The organism is Tolypothrix campylonemoides VB511288_2 (assembly GCF_045999855.1).
GTDB lineage: Bacteria > Cyanobacteriota > Cyanobacteriia > Cyanobacteriales > Nostocaceae > Scytonema > Scytonema bouteillei_A.
In genome coordinates, this window is sequence record NZ_JBFPMW010000004.1 from 106517 (window position 1) to 129275 (window position 22759).

Here is a 22759-nt window from a genome sequence, read left to right on the forward strand (position 1 = left end):
GCTAATAGCTAATGGCTAATGGCTAATGGCTAATGGCTAATAGCTAATAGCTAATGGCTAATGAAGCTTGGCAATTAGCAATTAACAATTAGCAATTAAAAAAATGCAACATACTTTAGCAAGTGAAATCAACCAAACTGGAGTGGGACTGCATAGCGGTATCTCAACTCAAGTTCGCATCCGACCATCGGAAGCTGGTAGCGGACGCTACTTTGTACGCGTGGATCTGCCAAATACACCGATAATTCCAGCACAGGTAGCAGCAGTTAATCAAACTGTGCTCTCAACGCAGTTAGGTAAGGGTGAAGCTCATGTACGTACAGTTGAACATTTGCTTGCATCTCTAGCTACTATGGGAGTGGATAATGCTCGAATTGAAATCAATGGTCCGGAGGTTCCACTTTTGGATGGTTCGGCAAAGGAGTGGGCAACTGCGATCGCATCTGTTGGCTTAGTATCACAGCCATCAAGTGAGGATAGAGTTCTTCGTGTTTTAGAAGAGCCAATTTGGGTGCGTCAGGGCGATGCTTTTGTTTGTGCCCTACCATCTGAAGAAGTACGGTTTACTTATGGTATTGATTTTGACGTAAAAGCTATTGGCAACCAATGGTACAGTTGGTCGCCAGGGAGCGATAGCTTCGCTACTGCGCGGGGCGCATCTCGCACAAATTTTGCCGAAAGTTTTTTAACCGAAATTGCCCCAGCCCGCACTTTTGGGTTGCTACATCAAATCGAACAGTTACAACAATCGGGTTTAATTAAAGGTGGAAGCTTAGATAACGCTCTCGTTTGCGGACCTGAAGGTTGGTTAAATCCACCACTAAGATTTGCAAATGAGCCAGTACGTCATAAAATCTTGGATTTAGTAGGAGATTTGAGTTTGTTAGGTACCTTCCCTTGTGCTCATGTCTTAGCATACAAAGCCAGCCATAATTTACATATTCAACTGGCACAAAGAATTTTGGAGCTAGCTGATGGCTAATTGCTATTAGCCATTAGCCATCAGCTATTAGCATCCAAAATCTATAGGGAGGGTCATATCAAACACCTACTAACATAATCAAAATATCAAATAAACAGCAGGAGCAATGACAATCGTCACCGAACAAGCGAATACCATTGATGTTTCCGCACCAGCATCTAATAACCAATCGGATAATTCAGCTACAAGTAAAAATGACTCCAAAGTCATTTTTTCAGTAGAAGACATCCACAAACTTCTACCCCACAGATATCCATTTGCCCTTGTCGATCGGATTATTGACTATCTTCCAGGAAAACGCGCTGTAGGTATAAAAAACGTCACGTTTAATGAACCTCAGTTTCAAGGGCATTTCCCAGGACAACCTATTATGCCAGGAGTGCTTATAGTAGAAGCCATGGCACAAGTTGGTGGTGTTGTTCTCACTCAGCTTCCAGAAATGGAGGGTGGGCTTTTTTTATTTGCTGGCATAGATAAAGTACGCTTCCGCCGTCAAGTTGTACCGGGAGATCAACTAGTCATGACAGTGGAACTGTTGTGGGTAAAACAGCGTCGTTTCGGTAAGATGCAAGCGCGTGCTGAAGTTGACGGTCAGCTTGCGGCTGAAGGCGAACTTATGTTTTCCCTATCGACCTAAACGCTTGTTTTTGTGGGGGGCACGACCGTGACGTGCCTTTCTTCAAGTCCAATTTAGGATATCAATAAAAGAAACAAGCAACAACAGCATCCTGCTCAACTTTTGACGCCCTCACACTCTCCTCTAGCTACTCTCACACTTTAGCTACCGATAAAACTACCTAATCTTACGTGCAGACGCGCATTGCGTGTTTGGACACAGCAAAGACTTTTCTGGAGAGCACCCTTGAAAACGCTAATTCATCCTACTGCTGTCATTCATCCTAATTCAGATTTGCACCCCACGGTGCAAGTCGGTGCGTATGCTGTGATTGGAGGGCATGTCAAAGTTGGTCCTGAAACCGTAATCGGCGCTCACGCCGTATTAGAAGGACCATTAGAAATTGGGGCGCGAAATCAAATTTTTCCCGGTGCCGTTATTGGCATGGAACCTCAAGATTTAAAATATGCTGGCGAATACAGCTGGGTCAAAATAGGAAACGATAACTCAATAAGAGAATACGTCACCATTAATAAAGCAACTGGTGCGGGTGAAGAAACTCGCATTGGTAACGGTAACCTGCTTATGGCTTATGTCCATGTAGGTCATAACTGTATTATTGAAGATTCTGTAATAATTGCCAACTCCGTTGCTTTAGCCGGACACGTCCATATAGAGTCACGTGCAAGACTTAGTGGAGTGTTGGGAGTCCATCAATTTGTGCATATTGGAAGTCTCGCAATGGTGGGAGGTATGGCACGGATTGACAGAGATGTGCCTCCATATATGTTAGTAGAGGGGAATCCAGCACGGATACGCACTCTCAACCTTGTAGGGCTGAAACGTTCTGGAATGGATCTCAATGAATTCCAAATCCTTAAGAAAGCTTTTCGCATTCTTTACCGTTCGGAGTTGACATTTAAAGAAGCCATAGAACATCTCGAAGAACTGGGAGAAACCTCACAGCTACAGCATTTGCGCCGCTTTCTCCTGCTTTCCCAAATGCCAGGGAGACGCGGTTTGGTTCCAGGTAAAGGGAAAGCTGCTAGCAGTGATGGAGATAGGGAATAGGGGATTGGGGACAAGGCGGACAAGGAGTACAAGGGAGACAAGGAGGACAAAGAAGACAAGGAGGACAAGAGAGACGAAGTATATTTTCTCCGTTGTTACCTTGTCTACCCCCTCTCCCTTGTCTACCTTGTCCCTCTCCCTTGTCTACCCCCTCTCCCTTGTCTACCCCCTCTCCCTTATCCCCAATCCCCAATCCTCATATGCGTATATTTATCAGTACTGGCGAAGTATCTGGTGACTTACAAGGGTCGCTACTCATCTCCGCACTTAAAAAACAAGCTGCGATCGCAGGGTTCCCACTAGAAATTGTGGCACTCGGTGGTGAAAAAATGGCATCTGAGGGAGCTACTTTACTGGGAAATACCACTCACATTGGCTCCTTTGGTCTTATAGAATCGTTACGCTTTGTTGTCCCAACACTACAAATTCAGCGACGGGCAATTGCTTACCTCAAACAACATCCGCCCGATTTAGTAGTGCTTATCGATTATATGGGACCTAATTTGGGCATCGGCAGTTATATTCGCCGTCATTTGCCACAAGTCCCTATCGTTTATTACATTGCACCACAAGTATGGGTAGCTTCAATTACGCCAAGCGACACTGAAAGAATTCTGAACGTCAGTAATAAGGTGCTTGCAATTTTTCCAGAAGAAGCACGTTACTTCCGAGACAAAGGAGCAAACGTAACGTGGATCGGTCATCCCCTTATAGATAGAATCAAAAATTTTCCAAGCCGTGAAGTTGCAAGGACTGAGTTGGGAGTTAAAGGCGATACCATAAACGTTGCTCTTATTCCTGCTTCTCGCTACCAAGAACTGAAGTATCTGCTACCAGTGATGTTTCAAGCAGCACGAGAGATTCAATCTAAATTACCACAAGTGCATTTTTGGATTCCTTTGTCTTTGGAAATATACCGAAAATTTATTGAAAAAGCGATACAACAGTTTGGTCTGCAAGCGACTGTAGTCTCCGGTCAACAACAACAAGTACTAGCTGCTGCTGACTTGGCAATTACCAAGTGCGGTACTGTCAACTTGGAATTGGCTTTATTGAACACACCGCAAGTCGTTTTATACCGTCTCAATTCATTGACTTATTGGGTGGCTCGAAACATCTTTAAAATTTCTGTCCCCTTTGCTTCACCTGTAAACTTGGTAGTCATGAGGTCAATTGTGCCAGAGTTTATCCAAGAAACTGCAACTCCGGAAAATTTGACTGTAGCAGCCATGGAATTGTTGCTCAATCCAGAACGCAAGCAGCAAATGCAAGCAGATTATCAGGTTATGCAGCAGTCTTTAGGTGAAATTGGCGTTTGCGATCGCGCTGCTAAAGAAATTTTACAAATGCTACCAAATCTTTAAAATTTAATTTTAGGCTTTGGGGTAAACTAGTACTCATGTTTTATTTTAGAGACACTACGATCGATGTCTCTTAGTGTTTTATACCTCAAGTCCACGATTGTTATTCTCAGCATCCCAAACCCAAAGCCCGGACTCTAAAATCCTCAGCCGTCCCATTGCTGTGGATTTATTTGCTGGTGCTGGAGGTATGACACTTGGTTTTGAACAAGCGGGATTTGACGTGCTTGCATCTGTTGAAATCGATCCAATTCATTGTGCAATACACGAATTTAATTTTCCTTTTTGGAAAATTTTTTGCAAAAGTATTGTTGAGATTACAGCAGAAGAAATTAGAAAGAATTCCTGTATTGGCGATCGCGAAATAGATGTAGTATTTGGTGGTCCTCCGTGTCAGGGATTTTCCTTAATAGGCAAACGTATTTTTGACGATCCTCGTAACGCTTTAGTCTGCCATTATATAAAATTAGTTTTAGAGTTAAACCCCAAGTTTTTTGTTTTAGAAAATGTTAAGGGAATGACTGTTGGTAAACATAAAGAATTTATTTCAACGATCGTAAATGAATTTGAAGAAAATGGATATCAAGTTCGTCAAGATTATAAAGTCTTAAATGCTTCAGAATATGGAGTGCCGCAAAATCGTGAAAGGTTATTTTTGTTAGGTAGCCGTTACGGGTTAGAATTACCAAAGTATCCCAAGCCGATCGCTAAATCCGTTGGCTCCAAAAAAGCTAATTCAAACAATCAACTCCCTACCAGCCCTACAGTTTGGGATGCGATCGGGGACTTACCGGAAGTAGAAAACTATATAGAACTGTTTAAACAAGATTGGGCGATCGCAAATTTTGGAAAACCGAGCCATTATGGGAGACAGCTTCGCGGTTTTTCCCCTGCAAACAATGACTATTCCTATCCGCGCCAGTACGATCCTCGAATTCTGACTTCAAGTTTAAGGACAAGACATTCTTTAGAATCTATCAAAAGATTTGAAGCGACTCCATATGGCAAAACAGAACCTATCAGCCGCTTTCTCAAACTCGATCCCCAAGGAATTTGTAATACGTTAAGAGCCGGAACTCCAAGTAACAGAGGAGCGTTTACTTCTCCTCGACCAATTCACCCGTTTACCCCAAGATGTATTACTGTACGCGAAGCAGCACGTTTGCACTCGTATCCAGATTGGTTTAGATTTCATACAACAAAATGGCACGGATTTCGACAAGTAGGGAACTCTGTTCCACCTTTATTAGCAAAAGCAGTAGCCTCAGAAATTATCAAAGTTCTCGGTTTATGTCCTGAGAAGCCTAAAATTATACAAGCTCTGGGAAATAAAAAAAATTTGACATTTGATATGTCTCACGCATCTCGTTATTATGGTGTCGATCCGCGTGCTATTGAACGAAGAACTAAAGGGTTGAAAAGTGAAATTGTGTAGGTTTAGTTTTGTTCTTGAATCCAACATTTACAAGCCTACTTGGATAAGGAAATTGTAGGTTGGGTTAGAGAACGAAATCTAACGAATTCTGATAAATGTTGGGTTTCGTTCCTCAAACGCCACATCGCTCAACGAGGGGAACCCAGAGCAGTGCTGCTCTCCGCACGCGAGTGACTCCCCAACCTACGTTCTAGGTTCTAAACTTCCCAGGGCGAAGGAATAGTAATGACTGATAAAACTTTTGCGACTTGCAATTTGACAGCTACCCTACCGCAATTTGGACAAGTCACTTTAGTATCGAGCTGTGGTTCTCTCTCATGCTGAATCAATAGCCCCTGTTTGCAGTTCCAGCACTCGCAAATAACACGTCCTTGCGGTTTATCAACATCTAAAAGTCTAATATGCTGTTCTACTTGAATTTTGGATTGGGAGTTGCGATCGCGTTGCAGTTTGGGCGATGGAGTTTGTATTTCTTGATTCATGAAGAAGTCTTTTTTGAAATCTAAATGTGCATATAGTCTAGTAACTGCACCCCATTGCATCTTAACGAAATTGTAGCTTTATCAGTTATTGATTTTGTACCGATCGGTAGAAAAAGTAGTAGTGTTCTCTTTTCATAAAGAGATCGCTACCAACTTCATTATTATTTAATGAAATATTTTCCTGATTTTGATTGTTTGTTGGCGCTAGGAGTTGGACTAGTAAAGGAGCCCAAACAGCAACGCACATCAGACTCAGTACCCCCAATAATTTGCGAGATTTCGCATTTTTTTGCCTTGGCTTTGCTAATCCTGATTGACAGCAAACCATCTGGGGAGACCAGAAATGATTATTAAAATCGTAGTAACTCACTTGTAATCTTGTTGCTAGGTTGGAAAGCAAATAAAAAGTTTACCAAAATAAACTTTAATAGGAGAGACGAATAATCCCAAAAATAGATTCAAAAAATTTTAGAAATTTTTGCTTTTTGGCAATTTTTGCTTTATCCACTGTTTTTTCAGCGCTCCACTATGGAGATGCAATCGCTTAATTCAGCAACTGACAATCGGTAACTCACACTTGATGAATAGTTACATATACCGTATTAAGTACTAAATAATTTATTGAAACCAAAAAATTGATTAATTATTCAAATACAACACTTTTATGCATGATAATTAGATCTTTAGCCGCCGATCGCTAGTTACTGGAATGCATTTGCTGGGCAAATTCTCGATGCAATTGGTACTGTAAAATCTTTTGTTGTGCTAGTGAGTAATTGGGGCTGGAGGTTGGTACACTTTCCATAAGTTTAATAGCTTCTTCCCAACGACGGGAAACAACTCGCCATTCATTTTCAGACTGCGCTGACTTTGTTAGCCTGGTTGCAGACTTTGCTTTATTCAAACCTTTTTGATAAGTGCTATCTTCTGGAACAGGAGTTGCAGAGGGAACTGCTAGTTGTTTTTCAATATAGGATAAATTTGCTGATACAGTTTTTTTCACTTTTGGTAAATTAGCAAAGAAATACATCCATAAACCTGCTATAGATACCAATAAAATTATAAAAAATCTTTGCAATAATTTGCGATATTTTGTAATTACGTCAGTGATACTAGTTTTCTTCTGAGGTGAAATTTCAGTAATCGGTGTTGGAGTGGCGATCGCTTCAGCTTGTAGGTTTTCTGGTTGAATCTCTACTGTGTGTTCCTGACCTACACTAGTTTCTTCGCTTGGAAAGTCGTCCATAAAAAGCAAGCGATCTTTGAAAAGATATTCAACCTGATATAGGAAAGCAGCACTAATAATCCAGATAGCAGCAAAGAGAATTTGTACAGTTCTATGAGCGCGATCGTAGGTGTTAATAAGATTTTCATAATTAACTTTAAATAGAGACAGGAAGGGAATACAAATTAACGTTGCTATCAGGGTGGATAGAACAAACACCAACCAACTATACAAACTTTCCCTCCAACTCATAATCCCAGGTAGGAATCCTTGAGGTGTTTTTGCTCGTTCGCCAGGAATAACAGAAATAAAGCGGCTGAGAAAAAAGTGATGGAAAAAGGCGATCGCAGGTATTGGAGAGATCAGCAACAATATCAACACCACAGAAGACAGTTCTGGCTGTTGAGACCACTTATCTAGATGGTAGTCTAACAAACTGCTACGCCTAACAAAAGCCCCCAACCCAGCCATAAAAACTGAGATTATCAAAGCGTTCAACCATGCATTAGGGTAAGGCAACCATATAGGTAATCCAAGTTTTTTCATCTCATACCTGCCGTATTTTAGTTAAAAGGATAAATTTCAACACTTCATTGCATAACCTTGCGCTTACAGTGTTGGATAGCAAGCAACACATGAAGTCTTATTAATTTTTGAAAAAGTTAGCATCTATCAAAAGAAGTACTTTAATGAAAAAGAGAGTGTCGGCTGTAATAATACCATTCCCCTGACCAATGTCAAAATTAAGAAAAATAGTGTTTGATAGCTAGTGTTAGTCAGATTCCTGACTTCTTTAAGGACGCTGTTAGCGAATGGTGGATCTAAGCCCCCACCTCGCTCCGGTAGCTCCGCCTGGGAATGCCTTCTTGAGAAGCTCCGCTTTCGATACTCGGTGTCCTCGCAAGGCTCTCACTGTCTGCATCCCCAGTTAAAGGTACCAGAGCGAGAGACGAGAGTGGCAAATGAGAGGTGTTCTTCTCCATTGACGAGCTCTATCCTTGAAGAAGTCGGGGTTTTTGCAGATCCGAACCGAATCTCAATTACGATTGTTTAATGCCACCCTTACCTACATACACCAAACAACCTTGGATAGAAACTTACAGTGAAATAATTGATGTCAGATCTCCTAGTGAATATGCTGAAGACCATATCCCTGGTGCCATCAATTTACCAGTACTCAACGATGCAGAACGTGCTCGCGTAGGAACAGTATACAAACAAGATTCTCCCTTCACTGCTCGAAAAATTGGTGCTGCTTTAGTTTCCAAAAACATTTCTCAGCATCTGAGCCAGCATTTTGAAACAAAAGGAAAAGATTACCAACCCTTGATCTACTGCTGGAGAGGCGGACAGCGTTCCAACAGTATGGCTTTGGTACTGACCCAAATTGGTTGGCGTGTCACCCTTATTGAAGGCGGTTACAAGACATACCGCGCCTACGTTCGCGATCGGTTAGAAAAAATACCAGAAAAATTTACCTACCGAGTCTTGTGTGGTTTAACTGGTAGTGGTAAGACTCATATCCTACGCAAAATGCGCCTGAGTGGGTTTCAAGTTTTAAATTTGGAAGCTTTGGCAAATCATCGAGGTTCCCTACTTGGGGAAGAATGGGATAATCAACCCTCACCTCAACCCTCTCAAAAATATTTTGAATCTTTGCTACTGCAACAACTGCAAAGTTTCAATCCTGCAGAAACTATTTGGTTAGAATCAGAAAGTAACAAAATTGGACAAGTTTATTTACCCCTGTCCTTATGGGACAAGATGAAACAGGCGAGTTGTGTAGAAATTCAAGTTCCACTCTCCACAAGAGTTAGCTATCTCCTGCAAGAATATCCACACCTCACAACACATCCAGATTTTTTAAAAGTAAAACTAGAAAAGCTAAAATCTCGCTACAGCAAAGAAAAGCTGCGTGAATGGGATCGGTTGATTGATACCCAACAGTGGGAGTTATTTGTAGAGGATATGTTAAATTGCCACTACGATCCAACTTACTATAAATCTATGCAATGGAACTTTAAAAAAGTAGAGAAAATTTTAAAAATATCAGATTTATCTGATGCTACAGTAGAGAACTTACTAAATTTAGTATTAAAGGATTTTTGAACACTCTCATTTCTTATCACTCTGGCGAATAGAATTCGCAGCTACACAGACAAAACTTACCAGCGTGGGTTGAAATTTTTCATAAGTCCGCGTAGGTATGTTCTGTTTGTATAGTCGCGATGTTTCCGTCACAAGCGTGTTTATCCAAATTGGGATGCTCTCCTGAGCGTCAGAAACAAAATGCTACTCTTTCTTACCTGCCAAACTTTCAGGACTAATATTGATTAGAGGTAAAGTACCATTACCGCTTATCACCGTTGGAAAACGTCCATCCCACTTTTCGATCGCCTGCTTTTGCAACAATTCTGGTGTCAAAGTTTGTCTTTGTAATCTTTGTGCTTCTGCTTGACCCCTAGCACGATTCACATCTGCTTGGGCTTCTTGAGTTGCTTTCTTAGCAATAAACTCTGCTTGTTTAGCTTCTTGTTCGGCTATTTGCTTTGCTTCAATAGCTTTACTAAACTCAGGAGAAAATGAAAAATTTACTAAAGACACATCATCAACTATCAAACCGTAAGCAGAAAGACGTTGTTTTAGATGAGTGTCAATTTCTGCTTTCAGTTGCGTTCTGATAGTAATAATTTCTTCTGCTGTCTTCTTTGCTGTTGCTGCTTTCAACACTTCAGACACAGATGGAGTAATTATTCCAGTAATAATTTGTTCTTCATCACCTACTTGTTGATAGACTTTATTAACCCGTGTTGGTTCGATATGCCAATTCACTGCAAGTTCTGTCGTGACTTTCTGAAGGTCTTTGGAAGCAGCATCAGCATTAAAAGTATTTTGCCGAACCCTCACACTCAGCCTTTTGACTGTTGTAACAATCGGCATTATAGGATGAATACCCTCATCTAACACTTGCTCTTGGACTTTTCCAAAATGCATGACAACACCCCTCTCACCTGCATTTACAATTGTAAAGGGACGGAACACGATCGCTAGAAGTAAGACACATACACCTCCTGCTAAGGGAAAACCTAATCTAAAATTATTGGATCTGGAGATTTGTCTGCTAATGTTCTGCATACTGTTAAGAGATTTTAATAAATTAAGCACTCATAGGGTAGATACAACCAACCCTAAAGGTAGTTTTGTGATTTGAGTTTACTCAACGAGAAAAACTCTTTAATATAGATACATCTCAAACAGAAGAATTTATGAAATAAAATCGATCAACTAAAGTTTTGAACTATGAAGATTTATCAACGCCACCCCTGGCCTACTACGGTAGATGAAGCCATAAAAATACAAGAAGAACTCCAGTCTGAAGTGATTGTTGAAGATAATTTTAAACAACCCTTGCAATATGTTGCAGGTGTTGATATGGCTTTTGAAGAAGATGGTGCGATTAGCCGTGCTGCTGTGGCGGTACTGAGCTTTCCCGATCTACAGTTACAGGAAACAAGCATTGCACGTCGTCCTACAACGTTCCCCTACATTCCTGGCTTTCTGTCATTTCGCGAAATACCTGCAGTTTTAGACGCTTTGGAAAAAATTACGATCTCACCAGATATTATCCTGTGTGATGGACAAGGAATCGCCCATCCTCGTAGGTTTGGTATAGCTTGTCATTTAGGCTTAATTATGGATATGCCTACTATTGGTGTTGCAAAATCGTTACTTATTGGTAAGCATGAGGACTTGCCAGAAACACGAGGTAGCTGGCAACCGTTAATGCATAAAGGAGAAACGGTGGGAGCCGTTTTACGGACGCGTACAGGAGTTAAACCCGTGTACGTTTCTAGCGGTCATAGAGTGAGTTTACCTACGGCTATTGATTGTGTATTGCGTTGTACTACAAAGTATCGCTTACCAGAAACAACTCGCCTTGCTGATAAACTTTCTAAACACTAGCAGTCCGTGTCATGAGTTCTAATTGGTTTGTAGTTGTGCTATGCCTAACGCCACTCTTGGGCAAACAGCACTGTAAAAATCAGTTACAACTCAGATTTACACAGCAGAATTTAAGATATGAACTAAAGATTTTAACCTGATTTTTGATAAGGATTACTTGAAAACTCAAGATATATAATGACTTACTGCTATAGAAAAGGTTGACGCTTTACAAAGCATTGACACTTATCTTAAATTCTAGACTTACGCTTTTAGAACCAGTTGCTGGCTTCTATTAATCGTGTTAGGAATCATACAGCTAGGAATTGAAGTTATTCATTAACATTACGGTGTCGCAAAGTATGAACTCACTCACTTTACAGTGGCAGGATGCAGGAAAAGACAACACTCAGAAAATATATGAACAGCAGCCAAGTAAAAACCAAGGTACTGTTCGTATTGGTCGCGATCCAGTTCGATGTGATATTGTACTGAATCATCCTACTGTATCGGGGTTGCATATTGAAATTTACTTTCATTCACAACAGCAATGTTTTGTAATTAGAAATTTGCGAGAACAGAACCCCCCACTTGTCGATGGACGGCAACTCGTTCAAGGTACATTAAGACTCAATCAAGGCAGCACTATTTATTTGGGGCAGCAACAACTTCACGTAACTGCTGTTTCTATTTCCTCGACTAGCAGCGTTCCAGAAACACTTTTAGCCCCACCAAAACCACCGACAGCAAATGCCCAACCTCTTACACCATCCGCAGGACAAGGGCAATATCCCCCCCACCAACCTACGCCTCCTGTCAGGCAACAACGCCCAGTTCAACCATATCCCCCCCACCAACCTACGCCTCCTGTCAGGCAACAACCAGTTGTACAAGGACACCACTATCATTCACCAACGCCACCCGTACAGCAGGGAGTGTACGGTTTGGAGTGCCCCAAATGTCATAAAGTTTCGTCCTTAGAACATTTACAAGTTGGTTGTCCTTGGTGCGGTACGTCTTTAGCTGCCGCCATGAGTGTTTTAGTTCCACCCGGTGTTTAGGGGGCAAGAGAGATAAGGGAGACAAGGGGGACAAAGAGAATTTTAACGGTATAGTTTATAACTAAATAATTATTTGCTATTCATTATTACATAATGTCTAATAATTTACTAATTCAATTAAATTGGGACGATCCGACAACGGGAGAACGACGAGAACCTCGTTTAAATGCTCCGATCGCTCTTGGTCGTGATTTTGCAGCCTTACCAGCTGAACTCAACGGGAAACGTGTTGCTCGCATGCTGCTGAATAGCAGTCAAGTTTCTCGTTTTCATGTCCTGATTGATTGGGAACAAAGTCAGTTGGTGGTGACTGACCAAAACAGTACCAACGGTACTGTTGTTAACGGTCAACGTCAGACACGCAGTGTTCTTGCTAGTGGTGATATTGTACAAATCGGTCCATATATAATTACTGTAACTCTTGCTGTTGCTGGCACACCTGCACCTACTCCTACCGTTCACTCTGCTATCCAGTTCAACCCCAATACCAATCTCCCAGATCCAAGGCTCCCTGCTTCCCAACCCGCAACACCATTGGGCAGTCATTTTCCACCCTCTGTATTTCAGGAAGAACTCGTTCCGGTGCAAGCGCTACACGCAACGGGGTTACCAGTAAGTGAGACAGATTATCTTGCAGTTGGAGCTGGGTTGGGTAGCTATCTCTGGGCAGATTTACTGAGAATGTCTGGCGTTCGGAGTGAGAATATTGCCGCTTTAGGCTTGGAAAAAGAACCGTATGCTCGATACAAACGTCTTTGCTTGAATTCTCAAATTCCCTTGCACGAACGCTTGCGTTCAAATTCTGATTCTTGCCCGGATAACATTTGGGGTTGGCCGAGTTATGCGTTACGAGAAGCATGGCATGATTTTTCTCAAGGGAAATTAGACCAATCTTTTCGGTACTTGTGGCAAGTTTTTAATGAGCCAACTTTTGCTGAAACTTATACACCCCGTGCGAGAAATGTCTTTGATTCTATAGACAGGGAAGCGAAACGCATAGGATGGGAGAAGATTTATCGCTACGGGCGAATACGAGCAATTCGTAAAACGGATGATGGTCGATATTGTGTAGCTTACTCCCAAGGACCGGGAAGCCACGCTTTTCATGTTGCTCGTTATTTGCACTTGGCAACTGGTTATCCAGCAATTCAGTTTCTCCCAGACTTGCAAGCTTATCGTGAGAAATACCAAGATTTTAAGTCTGTTGTCAATGCTTACGAAGAACACAACCACATTTACGAGCAACTGGAAAAGCAAGGTGGAAAAGTTTTGCTGAGGGGGCGGGGAATTGTGGCTTCCAGAATTGTGCAGCGGATTTATGAAGCACGCCGACGCAATCGCAATATTACAGTTTTACACTTGATGCGATCGCCCAAACCAACAGGCAATAAGTATGAAAAAGCACAGCGTGTGGTCAAAAACCATTACGAATACCAACCGTTTAATTGGCCCAAAGCCTGTTGGGGTGGTGAACTCCGCGCCTTGCTGGAAAAAGCCAGCCCCGACGAACGCAAGCGCTTGTTAGCGGATTGGGGTGGAACTACCACAGCCGACCGTCATGACTGGCAACGTATTACGGAAGAAGGATTGAGAGAAGGTTGGTATAAAATTGAATTTGGTGAAGTGGAAAAAGTAGAACGTGATGTTCAGAACCGTCCGGTTACCTATATTCAAGAAAAAGGTTTTGGGCAAATTACATTGGAAGCAGACTTTATCGTTGATGCGACTGGGTTAGATGCCAAAGTACAGGTCAACCCCCTTTTGGCAGACTTGGTAGATCGTTACAACTTGCCATTAAACTATCTGGGAAGATTATCGGTAGCAAATAACTTTGAAGTTGTTGAAATGCGTAACGGAAAAGGTCAAATTTATGCAGCTGGAGCAATTACCTTAGGCGGTCCTTATGCAGCTGTTGATAGTTTCCTGGGATTGCAATACGCTTGCTTGTGTGCGGTTGATGGTCTTGCTGCGGCTCGTGCGCCTGGGGTTAAGCGCTTAAATACCTTAAGTTCTTTTGGCAATTGGCTGAAGTGGGTATTTAATCAGTCACCTTGATGCATTTTTTAAAGATATTTACTCGGTATTTCAGAAAATAGAGCCAAACTAAAAGGACGGCTCGTATGTTCGGAAAAGCTCCGTGGCGAAATCATCTCAATGCAAACACTACCTTTTATCTTCAACCGTTGGGAAGTTTTTCTAAGAAGGAGTTAATGCATTGAAGCGAATTTAATTTTATTCGATGCTATGATATCACAAAAAATTTAAAATAATGTAAATTTTGTGTGAAACAACTATCATTTTTATGAAGTTGTTATGGAAAAAACGGAAAAATTGCCATTAAAGCCGTTAATGGTGTAGAACTGTATAGAATTTTATAGAGATATAAAATATAAAATTTTAAGATGCAGATAATTCAAGCACGTTTCCCAATGCATCTGTCAGTTGTACCGAAACTCTGTCAGCCCTTGAAGATAGTGGCGTTAGGAGATAGTTTAGTTTATGGATTTGGCGATCCAGAAGGAGGAGGCTGGGTTGAGCGACTGCGGCGGAGTTGGATGTCACCCGATAGTCCGGGTCACGTTCTTTATAATTTGGGAGTGCGAGGCGATCGCATCCAGCAAGTAGCTCACAGATTGGAAGCTGAGTTTCGCCATCGCGGTGAACTGCGAAATCAAGTTCCGGACTTGATTATTTTATCCGTAGGAGTTAATGATTCAGCGCGGTTAAGCCGTCCTAACGGACGGAATTTTACAGACTTTGCCGTTTTTGAGTCGGAAATTTCCGCTTTACTTGACCGAGCACAGCAACTATGCCCGGTTTTATTTGTTGGAATGATGCCAGTTGATGAAGCTAAGATGCCTTTTCTTGACTGCTTCTACTTCAATCATGCCGATCAACACCGTTACAAAGAAGCTACAAAAGTTGCTTGTCTGGAACGGGGTATTCCCTATCTCGATATTTTCAAGCAATGGATGGAACAAGGTGAAGCTTGGAGGCTGAAGCGCGTGAGTGCGGATGGTCTTCATCCCAATACTTTAGGATACAAAACCTTGTTAGAAGATGTGATGGGTTGGGAAGCAATGAGTCAGTACAATTCTACTTCTGACTACGAACTTGCTCGTTGATAAAAGTATTATTTAATACTTTTTAAGATAGGGCAAGGAGTTTGGCTTCTCTCCCAACAACTTTCTATTGCGTTATCTAAATTCGAGTGTTTAATAAACTTCTTGCATAAGTCAAAACAATCAACCATTAATAGCAGCCCTTAGAAGAGGTAATGTACTTATGCAAGAAATACGAAAGAATAATTCTCACGCATCTATATTATTCTCTCGTTGCAAGAGTATTTAAAATAGGTTGAAAAGGTTGCAATAAAATACCCAAAATTTTATCAGCTTCTTTAATATAATATTCAACTGAATCTATATAAACAGTTGTTTTTTCTATAAATAAAAATCTCCAATTAGTCCCGGTAGTCACAGATCCATAGATACGTTCAACGTCATTTTCCTGACTTTGATTAAATAATTGTGCTCCCACCATTGCTGCAATGCACTGACCAAAACCACCGTTAATATCTTCTTTCTTTGCTTCAAAAATAACCGTGACAGGAGCAGAAATAAATAATTGTTCTTGTGAATAACTGATAATATAATCGCAAAATCCTTGCAAACCTTTGGTAGCATCAACATTAAATTCATTTCCAGAAAATAGCGATATTTGATTTTTTAATAACTTTCTTGTTTCCGCTAAAATTGGTGCAATCAAAAACTCCGAGCGTGCTTTTTCTGTTGCTATTGAAGTAGCCAAAGGGATGTAATCGCTCAAGATAGTTCTCAGTGTTTCGGAGGGTGGAACTGGTTTTACATTACCAAACAAATTCCCCGTTTCATCAAGTGTTAAGCCAAAACTTTCTTTAACGTTAGGAAGATTAAAATCACTATATGCCATTTTTCTACCTCATAATATCTCTTGGTGTATCTAAATACATAGAGAGGCTGTACTGTATAATTTATAACAAAATATAGATTGATTTGTCCGATTTGATAACCGCTGCTACTATAACTTTGCTATCAACGCTACCAAAGCAGTATAACTGCTATAGCAGTCTTAAATTATCGGTGAAAAGTTAGCCCTCCGACTTCTTCAAATAGCCAAGGATTTGGACACAGTAGATTGTCACAAATTAAATAAGATTGTTGTAAAGTCCTTCTTCCCCAAAACTCGATCGTATATTATGACTCCTACTTTATTTGGTCGCTGGCAAACTCGATTGTTATTACTTGCTACTGTAGGTGTAGTGGTATCTATACCTTTTGGGATTGGGTGGATAGGTTCTTATCCCAGTACGGCTTATTTTTGGATACTAGCTTATGTTGCTGTCTTTGGTTTGGGATGGGATTTGGTTTACGACCAAATTCAAAAATACCGTTGGGATCGAGATTGGCCTGCAGCTTATCAACTCTTGGCTGGTATCTGGGAAATGATATTTATCTGGTTTGCAGTGGGTATCTTTCGTATCTTGCCTATACCCAGCTATCCTCCGTTAGCTGTGTTTCTACAGCATTACAGTATTGTATGGCTATCAGTTTTTATTGTCTCCCAAAGTTTGATGCGGATTATTTTTGTTCGTTGGCGCTTCCGAGGTGGACAGTGGTTTTGACACTCCCACACCTAGAAGGTGTGGGATTCTTGAAGACTAAGCCAAGTCCCCAATATCCCATAAACTCAATTGAGTTGGCGAGTTCCCAGGCACACCGCGTTTGCCATCACTGGCACGATATTGTTTCCTTTTAACCATTGTTGATTCAACGGTGGGCGTTTCAAACAGTTTTAACTGTTTGGGTTCCGCAGAGTCCCTGCGTACCTTTTTTAATTTTTTAATATTTAATCCGTTTTGTTGTATTGTGCGATTTTTGATATTAACAGCTGCCTGTTTGTCTGCATGGGTTTCGTATCCACACGCAACGCACGTAAACTTTTCTCCAAAACGAGACAAAGCATCTATGACACCGCATTTAGAACAAGTACGAGAAGTGTTTTTTGGATCTACTTTGAAAAAACTTTTTCCCGACTTTGCAGCCGTGTACTGGATTTTTTCTATCAAAGTACCCCATGAAGCATCGGAGATGGAACGATTCAAGCCACGTTTTTGACTTTGACCATTCTTGAGAAAGCGACCTTGCTTAACATCATCGGGTTGAGGCTTGCACTTTGCCTTCATCCCTTTGATGTTTAAATCTTCTACACTAACAGCGTCCGCTTTTCTGACTATTTTGTTAGCTACAAACCACTGATAAGCATTACGTTTGTCAGCGTGCTTTTTGTGGAGCCTACCTACTTTTTGTGCTTCTTTCTTTCGATTAGCACTACCCTTCTTTTTCCTAGATAAACGTCGCTGCCTGATTTTTAAAGTCCGTTTACTTTTTTTAGAAGTACTGGGGCGAGGATTGACAAAATCCGTTCCATCCGAGCAATGAACAAGCTTTGTTATCCCCATATCTAGAGATATCAGAGTATTTATCTCTCTAGGATTGGGAAAATTAGGGATTTCCTTATTCTCGATTAAAATACTTCCGTACCATCCATCTGCCTTTTTTCGCATAGTGACTGTACGAATTTCAAATCCTGTAGGTATAGTTCGAGAATTAAAAAATCTCATCCAACCTATTGATGGTAAGTAAATTTTATTTTTATTTAATTTGACATCACCTGGCTTGTATTGAAATGAACGAAAATTAGATTTGTTTTTAAATGATGGAAAGCCACGACCGTGTTGAAAAAATCCTGCCATTGCTGCATCAAGACGTTTAATCAACATTTGCAACACATTTGAATGAATTGTTTTGTACCACGGTCTAGCTTGCTTTAATTCTGTCAGATATGCATCTTGCATCAAACTTGCAGAACGTTTTTTGATGAGTCCATCCTTATCTGGATTTTTCCACGGATTATGTAGGTGAGAATTTTTGCTTAACGAACAACTCAGTGGATATCGTTCAGTTTTTGTTCTAATATCGCAATATTCACCCATCACAAAGGTTTGATAGTATCCATCAATGCGGTCAGCCAAAAACCAGTTATACAAACTACGCTGCATATCTAACCACGAATCCATAACTTTTGATTGACTTTGATTAGGACGTAACTTGTACTGATAACTAACCTGCATCTCGAGCCTTATCCTTTTTCAACCTATTATTAGCTTGGTATACCTAGCTAAAATATGTCAACACCAAGGCCTCAGAAAAAAGCAATGAGGAACGAGCCTTTGTTTTATGATGAAGCAAAGGTTAGAAAAGCAATTTGGTTAACTCCTTCTACTTGGGACACTTTAAAACAAGTATCTGAATCTGAAGGGATTAGTGTCAGCGAATTAGTTGAAAGATGGGGACGGCACTTAAAAGTGCCTGCGGTGAGTCCAGTCCTGAACCGTGTGCGTGGCGCGAATGCGCCATAGGAGGGTTAGCCCGACCTAGGGAACTCGCGAACAAGGGAGGGCTTCCTCCCACGCCTAAAGGATGTATGTGGGTTCCTCAGTCACCCACATACTCGTGGGCTTCCGCCTTTAATTACCGTGAACTCAGTATTTCTTGTTGTTGGTAAAGCTTGTTTACGGGACAAACACAGTTATATGTTAAAAATGAGCCTCAGCTACTGTACATTACGCTGTCGTTAAGTTTAAAACTAAATTTATATCAATTTAAACAACTGGAGTAGCGTGTTTGTGAATCTCTGGAGTCGTTCAAAGCTCACTTGTAGATAAATAACACGAACTCTCCAAGCAGGGAACACGATGTCAAATTTTGAGTTAGTTTTAAGGCTATTACTGCAGTTAACTGTAATTTTAGCCGCTTGTCGCATTGTTACGATTATTGGGCGGCGCTACCTTGGGCAAACAGATGTTGTCTGCGAGATGATCGCAGGTGTGATGTTGGGACCGTCGCTTTTTGGTGCGATCGCACCCAGCGTACAGCAATGGCTGTTTCCCAAAGTTCCCATAATACTTGCCACTGGAGAAAAGATCCCCAACCCATCCATGTCAATTCTCTTTGCTATCAGTCAGATTGGGTTGGTTGTTTATATGTTTTTAATTGGTTTGGAATTTAATACTGGAATTATTAAGCAAAGGCTTAAGGGCGCTACTTTTGTTTCTATAGCAGGGATACTTGTGCCATTTTGTTTGGGAAGTATAGCAGCTTTCTTCCTAGTTAATAGGGGTGATTTATTTAAACAAGGTGTCAGTCCTTGGGCTGCAGCATTATACTTAGGTGCTTCGATGTCAATCACAGCATTTCCCATGCTAGCTCGAATGCTGTACGAACGCGGTATTGCGAAAACTCATTTTGGAACTTTGGCACTCGCTGCTGGTTCCATTGATGATGCCACAGCATGGTGTTTGTTAGCTATTGTATTGGCAAGTATTCATACCAATACAAGTATTGCAGCGTTTGCCATTGGTGGTGGTATTGCTTACGTACTCTTGATAACTTTTGTGGCAAGACCCGCGCTTGCAATCTTTGATAGGATGGTCAAACGAGATGGCGAATTAACCGTTCAAACTCTAACTTTAGTGTTTACACTCTTGATGTTGTGTTCTTGGGCCACCGATGCAGTAGGTATTTATGCAGTTTTTGGAGCATTTATTATCGGAACAGCAATGCCAAGAGGTGAGTTTGCAGAACAGCTTCGCGATCGCACGGAATTTTTGACCACCTCTCTGTTATTGCCCATATTTTTTGTATTTTCTGGGCTTAACACTCAAATCGGATTGGTTAACACACCAATTCTTTGGGCAATAACAGCATTGATTGTGACAATTGCAATTTTTGGTAAAGGCATTGCTTGTATGCTTGCTGCAAAATTATCAGGAGAAAATTGGCGCGAATCAGCCACAATTGGTGCTTTAATGAATGCAAGAGGTTTGATGGAATTAATTATCCTTAACATTGGGTTAGAGCAAGGTATAATTACTCCAACTTTATTCACAATTATGGTGATTATGGCAATTGTTACTACACTTATGACATCACCATTAGTTAACTTTTTGTTGCACGGAACAAGTTACGAACGCTCCCAAATCATATAGCAATTCTGTTAGAACTGCAAACAAATACTGAGCTTGAGAAAGCCGTTATCTTTTACGTATCGGCTTTCTTTTTGCCCATTACGATCTATCAGTATATTTCTCTAAAAAAATAAAATTTAGAACCCCCTAGTTTTAACGGTGGTAACTGTGTCTCAAGAAGAATTAATATTCAAGACTATGGCAACTAACTGCAAGATTGCTGAATAAAGTTGACATCTTGCAGTGATATAAAGAATTATCTTAGGGACATCAGGTTGTCGCTAGTCAGGGAGGAAACCATGCATACAGTTGTTCTCGTTCTCTTTGAGGTACTGATTGTTATTGGGCTGTCTAGACTGGTGGGGCTTGCCTTTCGGATGATTAACCAACCTCTTGTTATCGGTGAAATTGTTGCCGGGATTCTTCTCGGTCCATCTTTTTTCGGTTGGATTGCTCCTGGGTTAGCAGCTACCTTATTTCCGCCAGAAACAGTTCCTTTTCTAAACGTACTGTCTCAGGTGGGGCTAATCTTTTTCATGTTTCTGATTGGATTAGAACTGAATCCCAAATACTTAAGTGGTAATTTAGAAGTTGCAATCTTGACATCTCATGTCAGTATCTTAGTCCCGTTTTCTCTAGGAACGGTGCTTGCAGTACTTCTCTATCCTTTAGTTTCTAATGGTAGTGTTTCGTTTACTGCTTTTGCCCTATTTTTGGGCGCAGCCATGTCAATTACTGCATTCCCCGTACTCGCCCGAATCATCACTGAGAATAATCTACAGGGAACGCGTTTGGGAACTTTGGCACTAACTTGTGCAGCCGTTGATGATGTTACCGCTTGGTGCGTGTTGGCAGTTGCAATCGCGGTAGCAAATACTGGTAGCTTTAGCAAAGCTATCCCCACAATTCTATATTCACTCGTCTACATTGGCTTCATGGTAACCTTGGGGCGGTCTTTCCTAGACCGTTTCGCCGTTTACTACCGCCGCACCGGGCGTCTCAGTCAATTGGTTCTTGCTTTAATCTACATGGGAGTCGTTGCGTCTGCTCTTATTACAGAACTCATTGGTATTCACTTGATATTTGGAGCATTTTTGTTAGGAGCCATCATGCCCAAAAATGCCGAGCTTGTCAAAGAATTAGCAATCAAAACAGAAGATTTTGTTTTAATTTTCTTGCTACCAGTGTTTTTTGCTTACAGCGGTTTGCGAACAGAAATTGGGTTGCTTAACAGTCCAGAATTATGGTTGCTGAGTTTGACAGTGCTCGGAGTTGCGATCGCAGGTAAATACATTGGGACTTACGTAGCTGCTCGTGTTTGTGGGATCGAAAATCGGGAAGCTTCTGCACTCGGTTGGTTAATGAACACTCGGGGCTTAACCGAACTGATAGTACTTAACATTGGTCTTAGTCTCGGGGTTATTTCTCCTCTACTGTTTACCATGCTCGTCATTATGGCATTGGTGACAACGTTCATGACATCGCCACTGCTTGAGATGACATATCCTAAGAAATTAATAATGTTAGACCTGCTCGAGCCAGAACCAGAGGAAGCAACAAGCGATCGCGACACCGCAATTGAAGACATTCACCCGATCTCTTACCGAATTTTGGTACCCGTTGCAAATCCAAGCACCCAAAGGGGTTTGGTACAATTAGCTGTGGCTATCGCAATGAATTCCCAGCAATCTGCTGTTGTTCATCCCCTGAGTTTGATTCAACTGCAAGAAGACTATGCTTTTGAAAGCACTCCTGTAGAAGCAGAAAAGTTAATTGCACAGCGTCGTCATCAAATAGAAGAATTGGTTGAACGTTTAGAACCTTCAACTTCACGTTCTTGCGTACATCCCATTGTCCGCGTATCAAATAATGTAGCTAGAGAAACAGCGCAAATTGCTTTACTCGAACAAGCCAATCTCATTTTAGTAGGATGGCATCGCCCAGCTTTTAGTAAGAATCGTTTGGGTGGACGAGTCGGTCAAATTCTTTTAACTGCACCCGTTGATGTAGCTGTATTTGTCGATCGTGGAGAAGAACGCCTCGAACGTTTGTTAGTACCTTACTCAGCAAATATTCATGATGATTTAGCACTAGTACTTGCATTAAGGTTGTTAGTTAATAGCGATACGCGACACTTACAGATTTTACAAGTTTTAGACAACCAGCAAATCAAAAACGAACTAAGCAATGAACTATGTCAAATGATGGAACAACTGCCTCATAGCGTGCGCGATCGCATTGACATCAAAGTGATTGAAGCTGTAGAGCCAATTCAAGCTGTGGTAGCTGCATCAGAAAGTGTTGACCTCACCATTGCAGGAACAAGCCGTGCTTGGGGAATCGAACGTCAAACTTTAGGAAGATATACAGATCAATTAGCCATTGAGTGTCGCTCATCGCTACTTATCACCCGTCGTTACAATCAAGTCACCTCTCACCTCGCTCCCATACTAGTAACAGAAATGACTGCTAATTTGTGAGCGATCGTCAGGTCATTCTCGTTATTCCTCAATCCA

The 22759-nt window shown here is 41.2% G+C and carries 20 protein-coding genes; 14 read left to right on the top strand and 6 right to left on the bottom strand.

Features of this window, described 5'->3' with window-relative positions:
* Positions 1-103: 103 nt before the first annotated feature.
* From lpxC to AB0756_RS13255, 5 genes are all read left to right on the top strand, one after another.
* On the top strand, positions 104-982 hold the full coding sequence (gene lpxC, locus AB0756_RS13235; RefSeq protein WP_050046248.1) for a UDP-3-O-acyl-N-acetylglucosamine deacetylase: 879 nt from the start codon (positions 104-106) through the stop codon (positions 980-982).
* 106 nt (positions 983-1088) lie between these two features.
* Positions 1089-1619, top strand: coding sequence for a 3-hydroxyacyl-ACP dehydratase FabZ (fabZ, locus tag AB0756_RS13240; protein WP_038080207.1), 531 nt, complete (start codon positions 1089-1091; stop codon positions 1617-1619).
* 225 nt (positions 1620-1844) lie between these two features.
* Positions 1845-2669, top strand: a complete 825-nt coding sequence (gene lpxA / locus AB0756_RS13245; protein ID WP_038080311.1) for an acyl-ACP--UDP-N-acetylglucosamine O-acyltransferase — start codon at positions 1845-1847, stop codon at positions 2667-2669.
* Positions 2670-2869: 200 nt separating this feature from the next.
* Positions 2870-4033, top strand: a complete 1164-nt coding sequence (gene lpxB / locus AB0756_RS13250; protein ID WP_038080217.1) for a lipid-A-disaccharide synthase — start codon at positions 2870-2872, stop codon at positions 4031-4033.
* A 97-nt stretch (positions 4034-4130) separates the two neighbouring features.
* Positions 4131-5465 (top strand): DNA cytosine methyltransferase, encoded by a 1335-nt coding sequence (locus AB0756_RS13255; protein WP_272899728.1) that lies wholly within the window; start codon positions 4131-4133, stop codon positions 5463-5465.
* Positions 5466-5662: 197 nt separating this feature from the next.
* Here the strand turns inward: AB0756_RS13255 and AB0756_RS13260 are convergent, their stop codons facing one another.
* From AB0756_RS13260 to AB0756_RS13270, 3 genes are all read right to left on the bottom strand, one after another.
* Positions 5663-5947, bottom strand: a complete 285-nt coding sequence (locus tag AB0756_RS13260) for a hypothetical protein (protein WP_063779548.1) — start codon at positions 5945-5947, stop codon at positions 5663-5665.
* Positions 5948-6032: 85 nt separating this feature from the next.
* On the bottom strand, positions 6033-6317 hold the full coding sequence (locus AB0756_RS13265; protein WP_063779547.1) for a hypothetical protein: 285 nt from the start codon (positions 6315-6317) through the stop codon (positions 6033-6035).
* Positions 6318-6644: 327 nt separating this feature from the next.
* Positions 6645-7718, bottom strand: coding sequence for a hypothetical protein (locus tag AB0756_RS13270; protein WP_038080220.1), 1074 nt, complete (start codon positions 7716-7718; stop codon positions 6645-6647).
* A 507-nt stretch (positions 7719-8225) separates the two neighbouring features.
* On the opposite strand from AB0756_RS13270, the gene mnmH reads away from it, so the two are divergent.
* Positions 8226-9281: a tRNA 2-selenouridine(34) synthase MnmH gene (gene mnmH, locus AB0756_RS13275; protein WP_038080223.1), complete on the top strand. Its 1056-nt coding sequence runs from the start codon at positions 8226-8228 to the stop codon at positions 9279-9281.
* 183 nt (positions 9282-9464) lie between these two features.
* Here mnmH and AB0756_RS13280 read toward each other — a convergent pair whose 3' ends face one another.
* Entirely contained in the window at positions 9465-10307 is an 843-nt protein-coding gene (locus tag AB0756_RS13280; RefSeq protein WP_038080226.1) for a prohibitin family protein, read from the bottom strand.
* A 165-nt stretch (positions 10308-10472) separates the two neighbouring features.
* Between AB0756_RS13280 and nfi the strand changes: the two genes are divergently transcribed.
* The 4 genes from nfi (at position 10473) to AB0756_RS13300 (ending at position 15300) form a co-directional block, all read left to right on the top strand.
* Positions 10473-11135 carry a deoxyribonuclease V gene (nfi, locus tag AB0756_RS13285; protein ID WP_038080229.1) on the top strand — a complete coding sequence of 221 codons (663 nt, stop codon included), beginning with the start codon at positions 10473-10475 and terminating at the stop codon, positions 11133-11135.
* 341 nt (positions 11136-11476) lie between these two features.
* Entirely contained in the window at positions 11477-12175 is a 699-nt protein-coding gene (locus tag AB0756_RS13290; protein WP_050046444.1) for an FHA domain-containing protein, read from the top strand.
* Between the two features lie 93 nt (positions 12176-12268).
* A complete protein-coding gene (locus tag AB0756_RS13295) occupies positions 12269-14230 on the top strand; it encodes an FHA domain-containing protein (protein ID WP_038080231.1) in 1962 nt (653 codons plus the stop codon).
* A gap of 347 nt (positions 14231-14577) precedes the next feature.
* Positions 14578-15300: a GDSL-type esterase/lipase family protein gene (locus tag AB0756_RS13300; RefSeq protein ID WP_237265858.1), complete on the top strand. Its 723-nt coding sequence runs from the start codon at positions 14578-14580 to the stop codon at positions 15298-15300.
* A 199-nt stretch (positions 15301-15499) separates the two neighbouring features.
* Here AB0756_RS13300 and AB0756_RS13305 read toward each other — a convergent pair whose 3' ends face one another.
* Positions 15500-16126: a hypothetical protein gene (locus AB0756_RS13305; protein WP_038080233.1), complete on the bottom strand. Its 627-nt coding sequence runs from the start codon at positions 16124-16126 to the stop codon at positions 15500-15502.
* A gap of 286 nt (positions 16127-16412) precedes the next feature.
* Here AB0756_RS13305 and AB0756_RS13310 point away from each other — a divergent pair, with 286 nt between their 5' ends.
* Entirely contained in the window at positions 16413-16838 is a 426-nt protein-coding gene (locus AB0756_RS13310) for a hypothetical protein (RefSeq protein ID WP_038080237.1), read from the top strand.
* 36 nt (positions 16839-16874) lie between these two features.
* Here the strand turns inward: AB0756_RS13310 and AB0756_RS13315 are convergent, their stop codons facing one another.
* Positions 16875-18347, bottom strand: a complete 1473-nt coding sequence (locus AB0756_RS13315; RefSeq protein WP_038080240.1) for an RNA-guided endonuclease InsQ/TnpB family protein — start codon at positions 18345-18347, stop codon at positions 16875-16877.
* 54 nt (positions 18348-18401) lie between these two features.
* Between AB0756_RS13315 and AB0756_RS13320 the strand changes: the two genes are divergently transcribed.
* The 3 genes from AB0756_RS13320 (at position 18402) to AB0756_RS13330 (ending at position 22723) form a co-directional block, all read left to right on the top strand.
* Positions 18402-18635 carry a helix-turn-helix domain-containing protein gene (locus tag AB0756_RS13320; RefSeq protein ID WP_038080243.1) on the top strand — a complete coding sequence of 78 codons (234 nt, stop codon included), beginning with the start codon at positions 18402-18404 and terminating at the stop codon, positions 18633-18635.
* A gap of 336 nt (positions 18636-18971) precedes the next feature.
* A complete protein-coding gene (locus AB0756_RS13325; RefSeq protein WP_038080247.1) occupies positions 18972-20264 on the top strand; it encodes a cation:proton antiporter domain-containing protein in 1293 nt (430 codons plus the stop codon).
* 278 nt (positions 20265-20542) lie between these two features.
* Positions 20543-22723, top strand: a complete 2181-nt coding sequence (locus AB0756_RS13330) for a cation:proton antiporter (protein ID WP_038080250.1) — start codon at positions 20543-20545, stop codon at positions 22721-22723.
* Positions 22724-22759: the final 36 nt, after the last annotated feature.

Bases quoted from the DNA above. Each gene is read 5' to 3' on its own strand.
- lpxC (WP_050046248.1), top strand. From the start codon at position 104: ATGCAACATACTTTAGCAAGTGAAATCAACCAAACTGGAGTGGGACTG.
- fabZ (WP_038080207.1), top strand. From the start codon at position 1,089: ATGACAATCGTCACCGAACAAGCGAATACCATTGATGTTTCCGCACCA.
- lpxB (WP_038080217.1), top strand. From the start codon at position 2,870: ATGCGTATATTTATCAGTACTGGCGAAGTATCTGGTGACTTACAAGGG.
- AB0756_RS13260 (WP_063779548.1), bottom strand. From the start codon at position 5,947: ATGAATCAAGAAATACAAACTCCATCGCCCAAACTGCAACGCGATCGC.
- AB0756_RS13270 (WP_038080220.1), bottom strand. From the start codon at position 7,718: ATGAAAAAACTTGGATTACCTATATGGTTGCCTTACCCTAATGCATGG.
- mnmH (WP_038080223.1), top strand. From the start codon at position 8,226: ATGCCACCCTTACCTACATACACCAAACAACCTTGGATAGAAACTTAC.
- AB0756_RS13280 (WP_038080226.1), bottom strand. From the start codon at position 10,307: ATGCAGAACATTAGCAGACAAATCTCCAGATCCAATAATTTTAGATTA.
- nfi (WP_038080229.1), top strand. From the start codon at position 10,473: ATGAAGATTTATCAACGCCACCCCTGGCCTACTACGGTAGATGAAGCC.
- AB0756_RS13290 (WP_050046444.1), top strand. From the start codon at position 11,477: ATGAACTCACTCACTTTACAGTGGCAGGATGCAGGAAAAGACAACACT.
- AB0756_RS13295 (WP_038080231.1), top strand. From the start codon at position 12,269: ATGTCTAATAATTTACTAATTCAATTAAATTGGGACGATCCGACAACG.
- AB0756_RS13300 (WP_237265858.1), top strand. From the start codon at position 14,578: ATGCAGATAATTCAAGCACGTTTCCCAATGCATCTGTCAGTTGTACCG.
- AB0756_RS13305 (WP_038080233.1), bottom strand. From the start codon at position 16,126: ATGGCATATAGTGATTTTAATCTTCCTAACGTTAAAGAAAGTTTTGGC.
- AB0756_RS13310 (WP_038080237.1), top strand. From the start codon at position 16,413: ATGACTCCTACTTTATTTGGTCGCTGGCAAACTCGATTGTTATTACTT.
- AB0756_RS13315 (WP_038080240.1), bottom strand. From the start codon at position 18,347: ATGCAGGTTAGTTATCAGTACAAGTTACGTCCTAATCAAAGTCAATCA.
- AB0756_RS13320 (WP_038080243.1), top strand. From the start codon at position 18,402: ATGTCAACACCAAGGCCTCAGAAAAAAGCAATGAGGAACGAGCCTTTG.
- AB0756_RS13325 (WP_038080247.1), top strand. From the start codon at position 18,972: ATGTCAAATTTTGAGTTAGTTTTAAGGCTATTACTGCAGTTAACTGTA.
- AB0756_RS13330 (WP_038080250.1), top strand. From the start codon at position 20,543: ATGCATACAGTTGTTCTCGTTCTCTTTGAGGTACTGATTGTTATTGGG.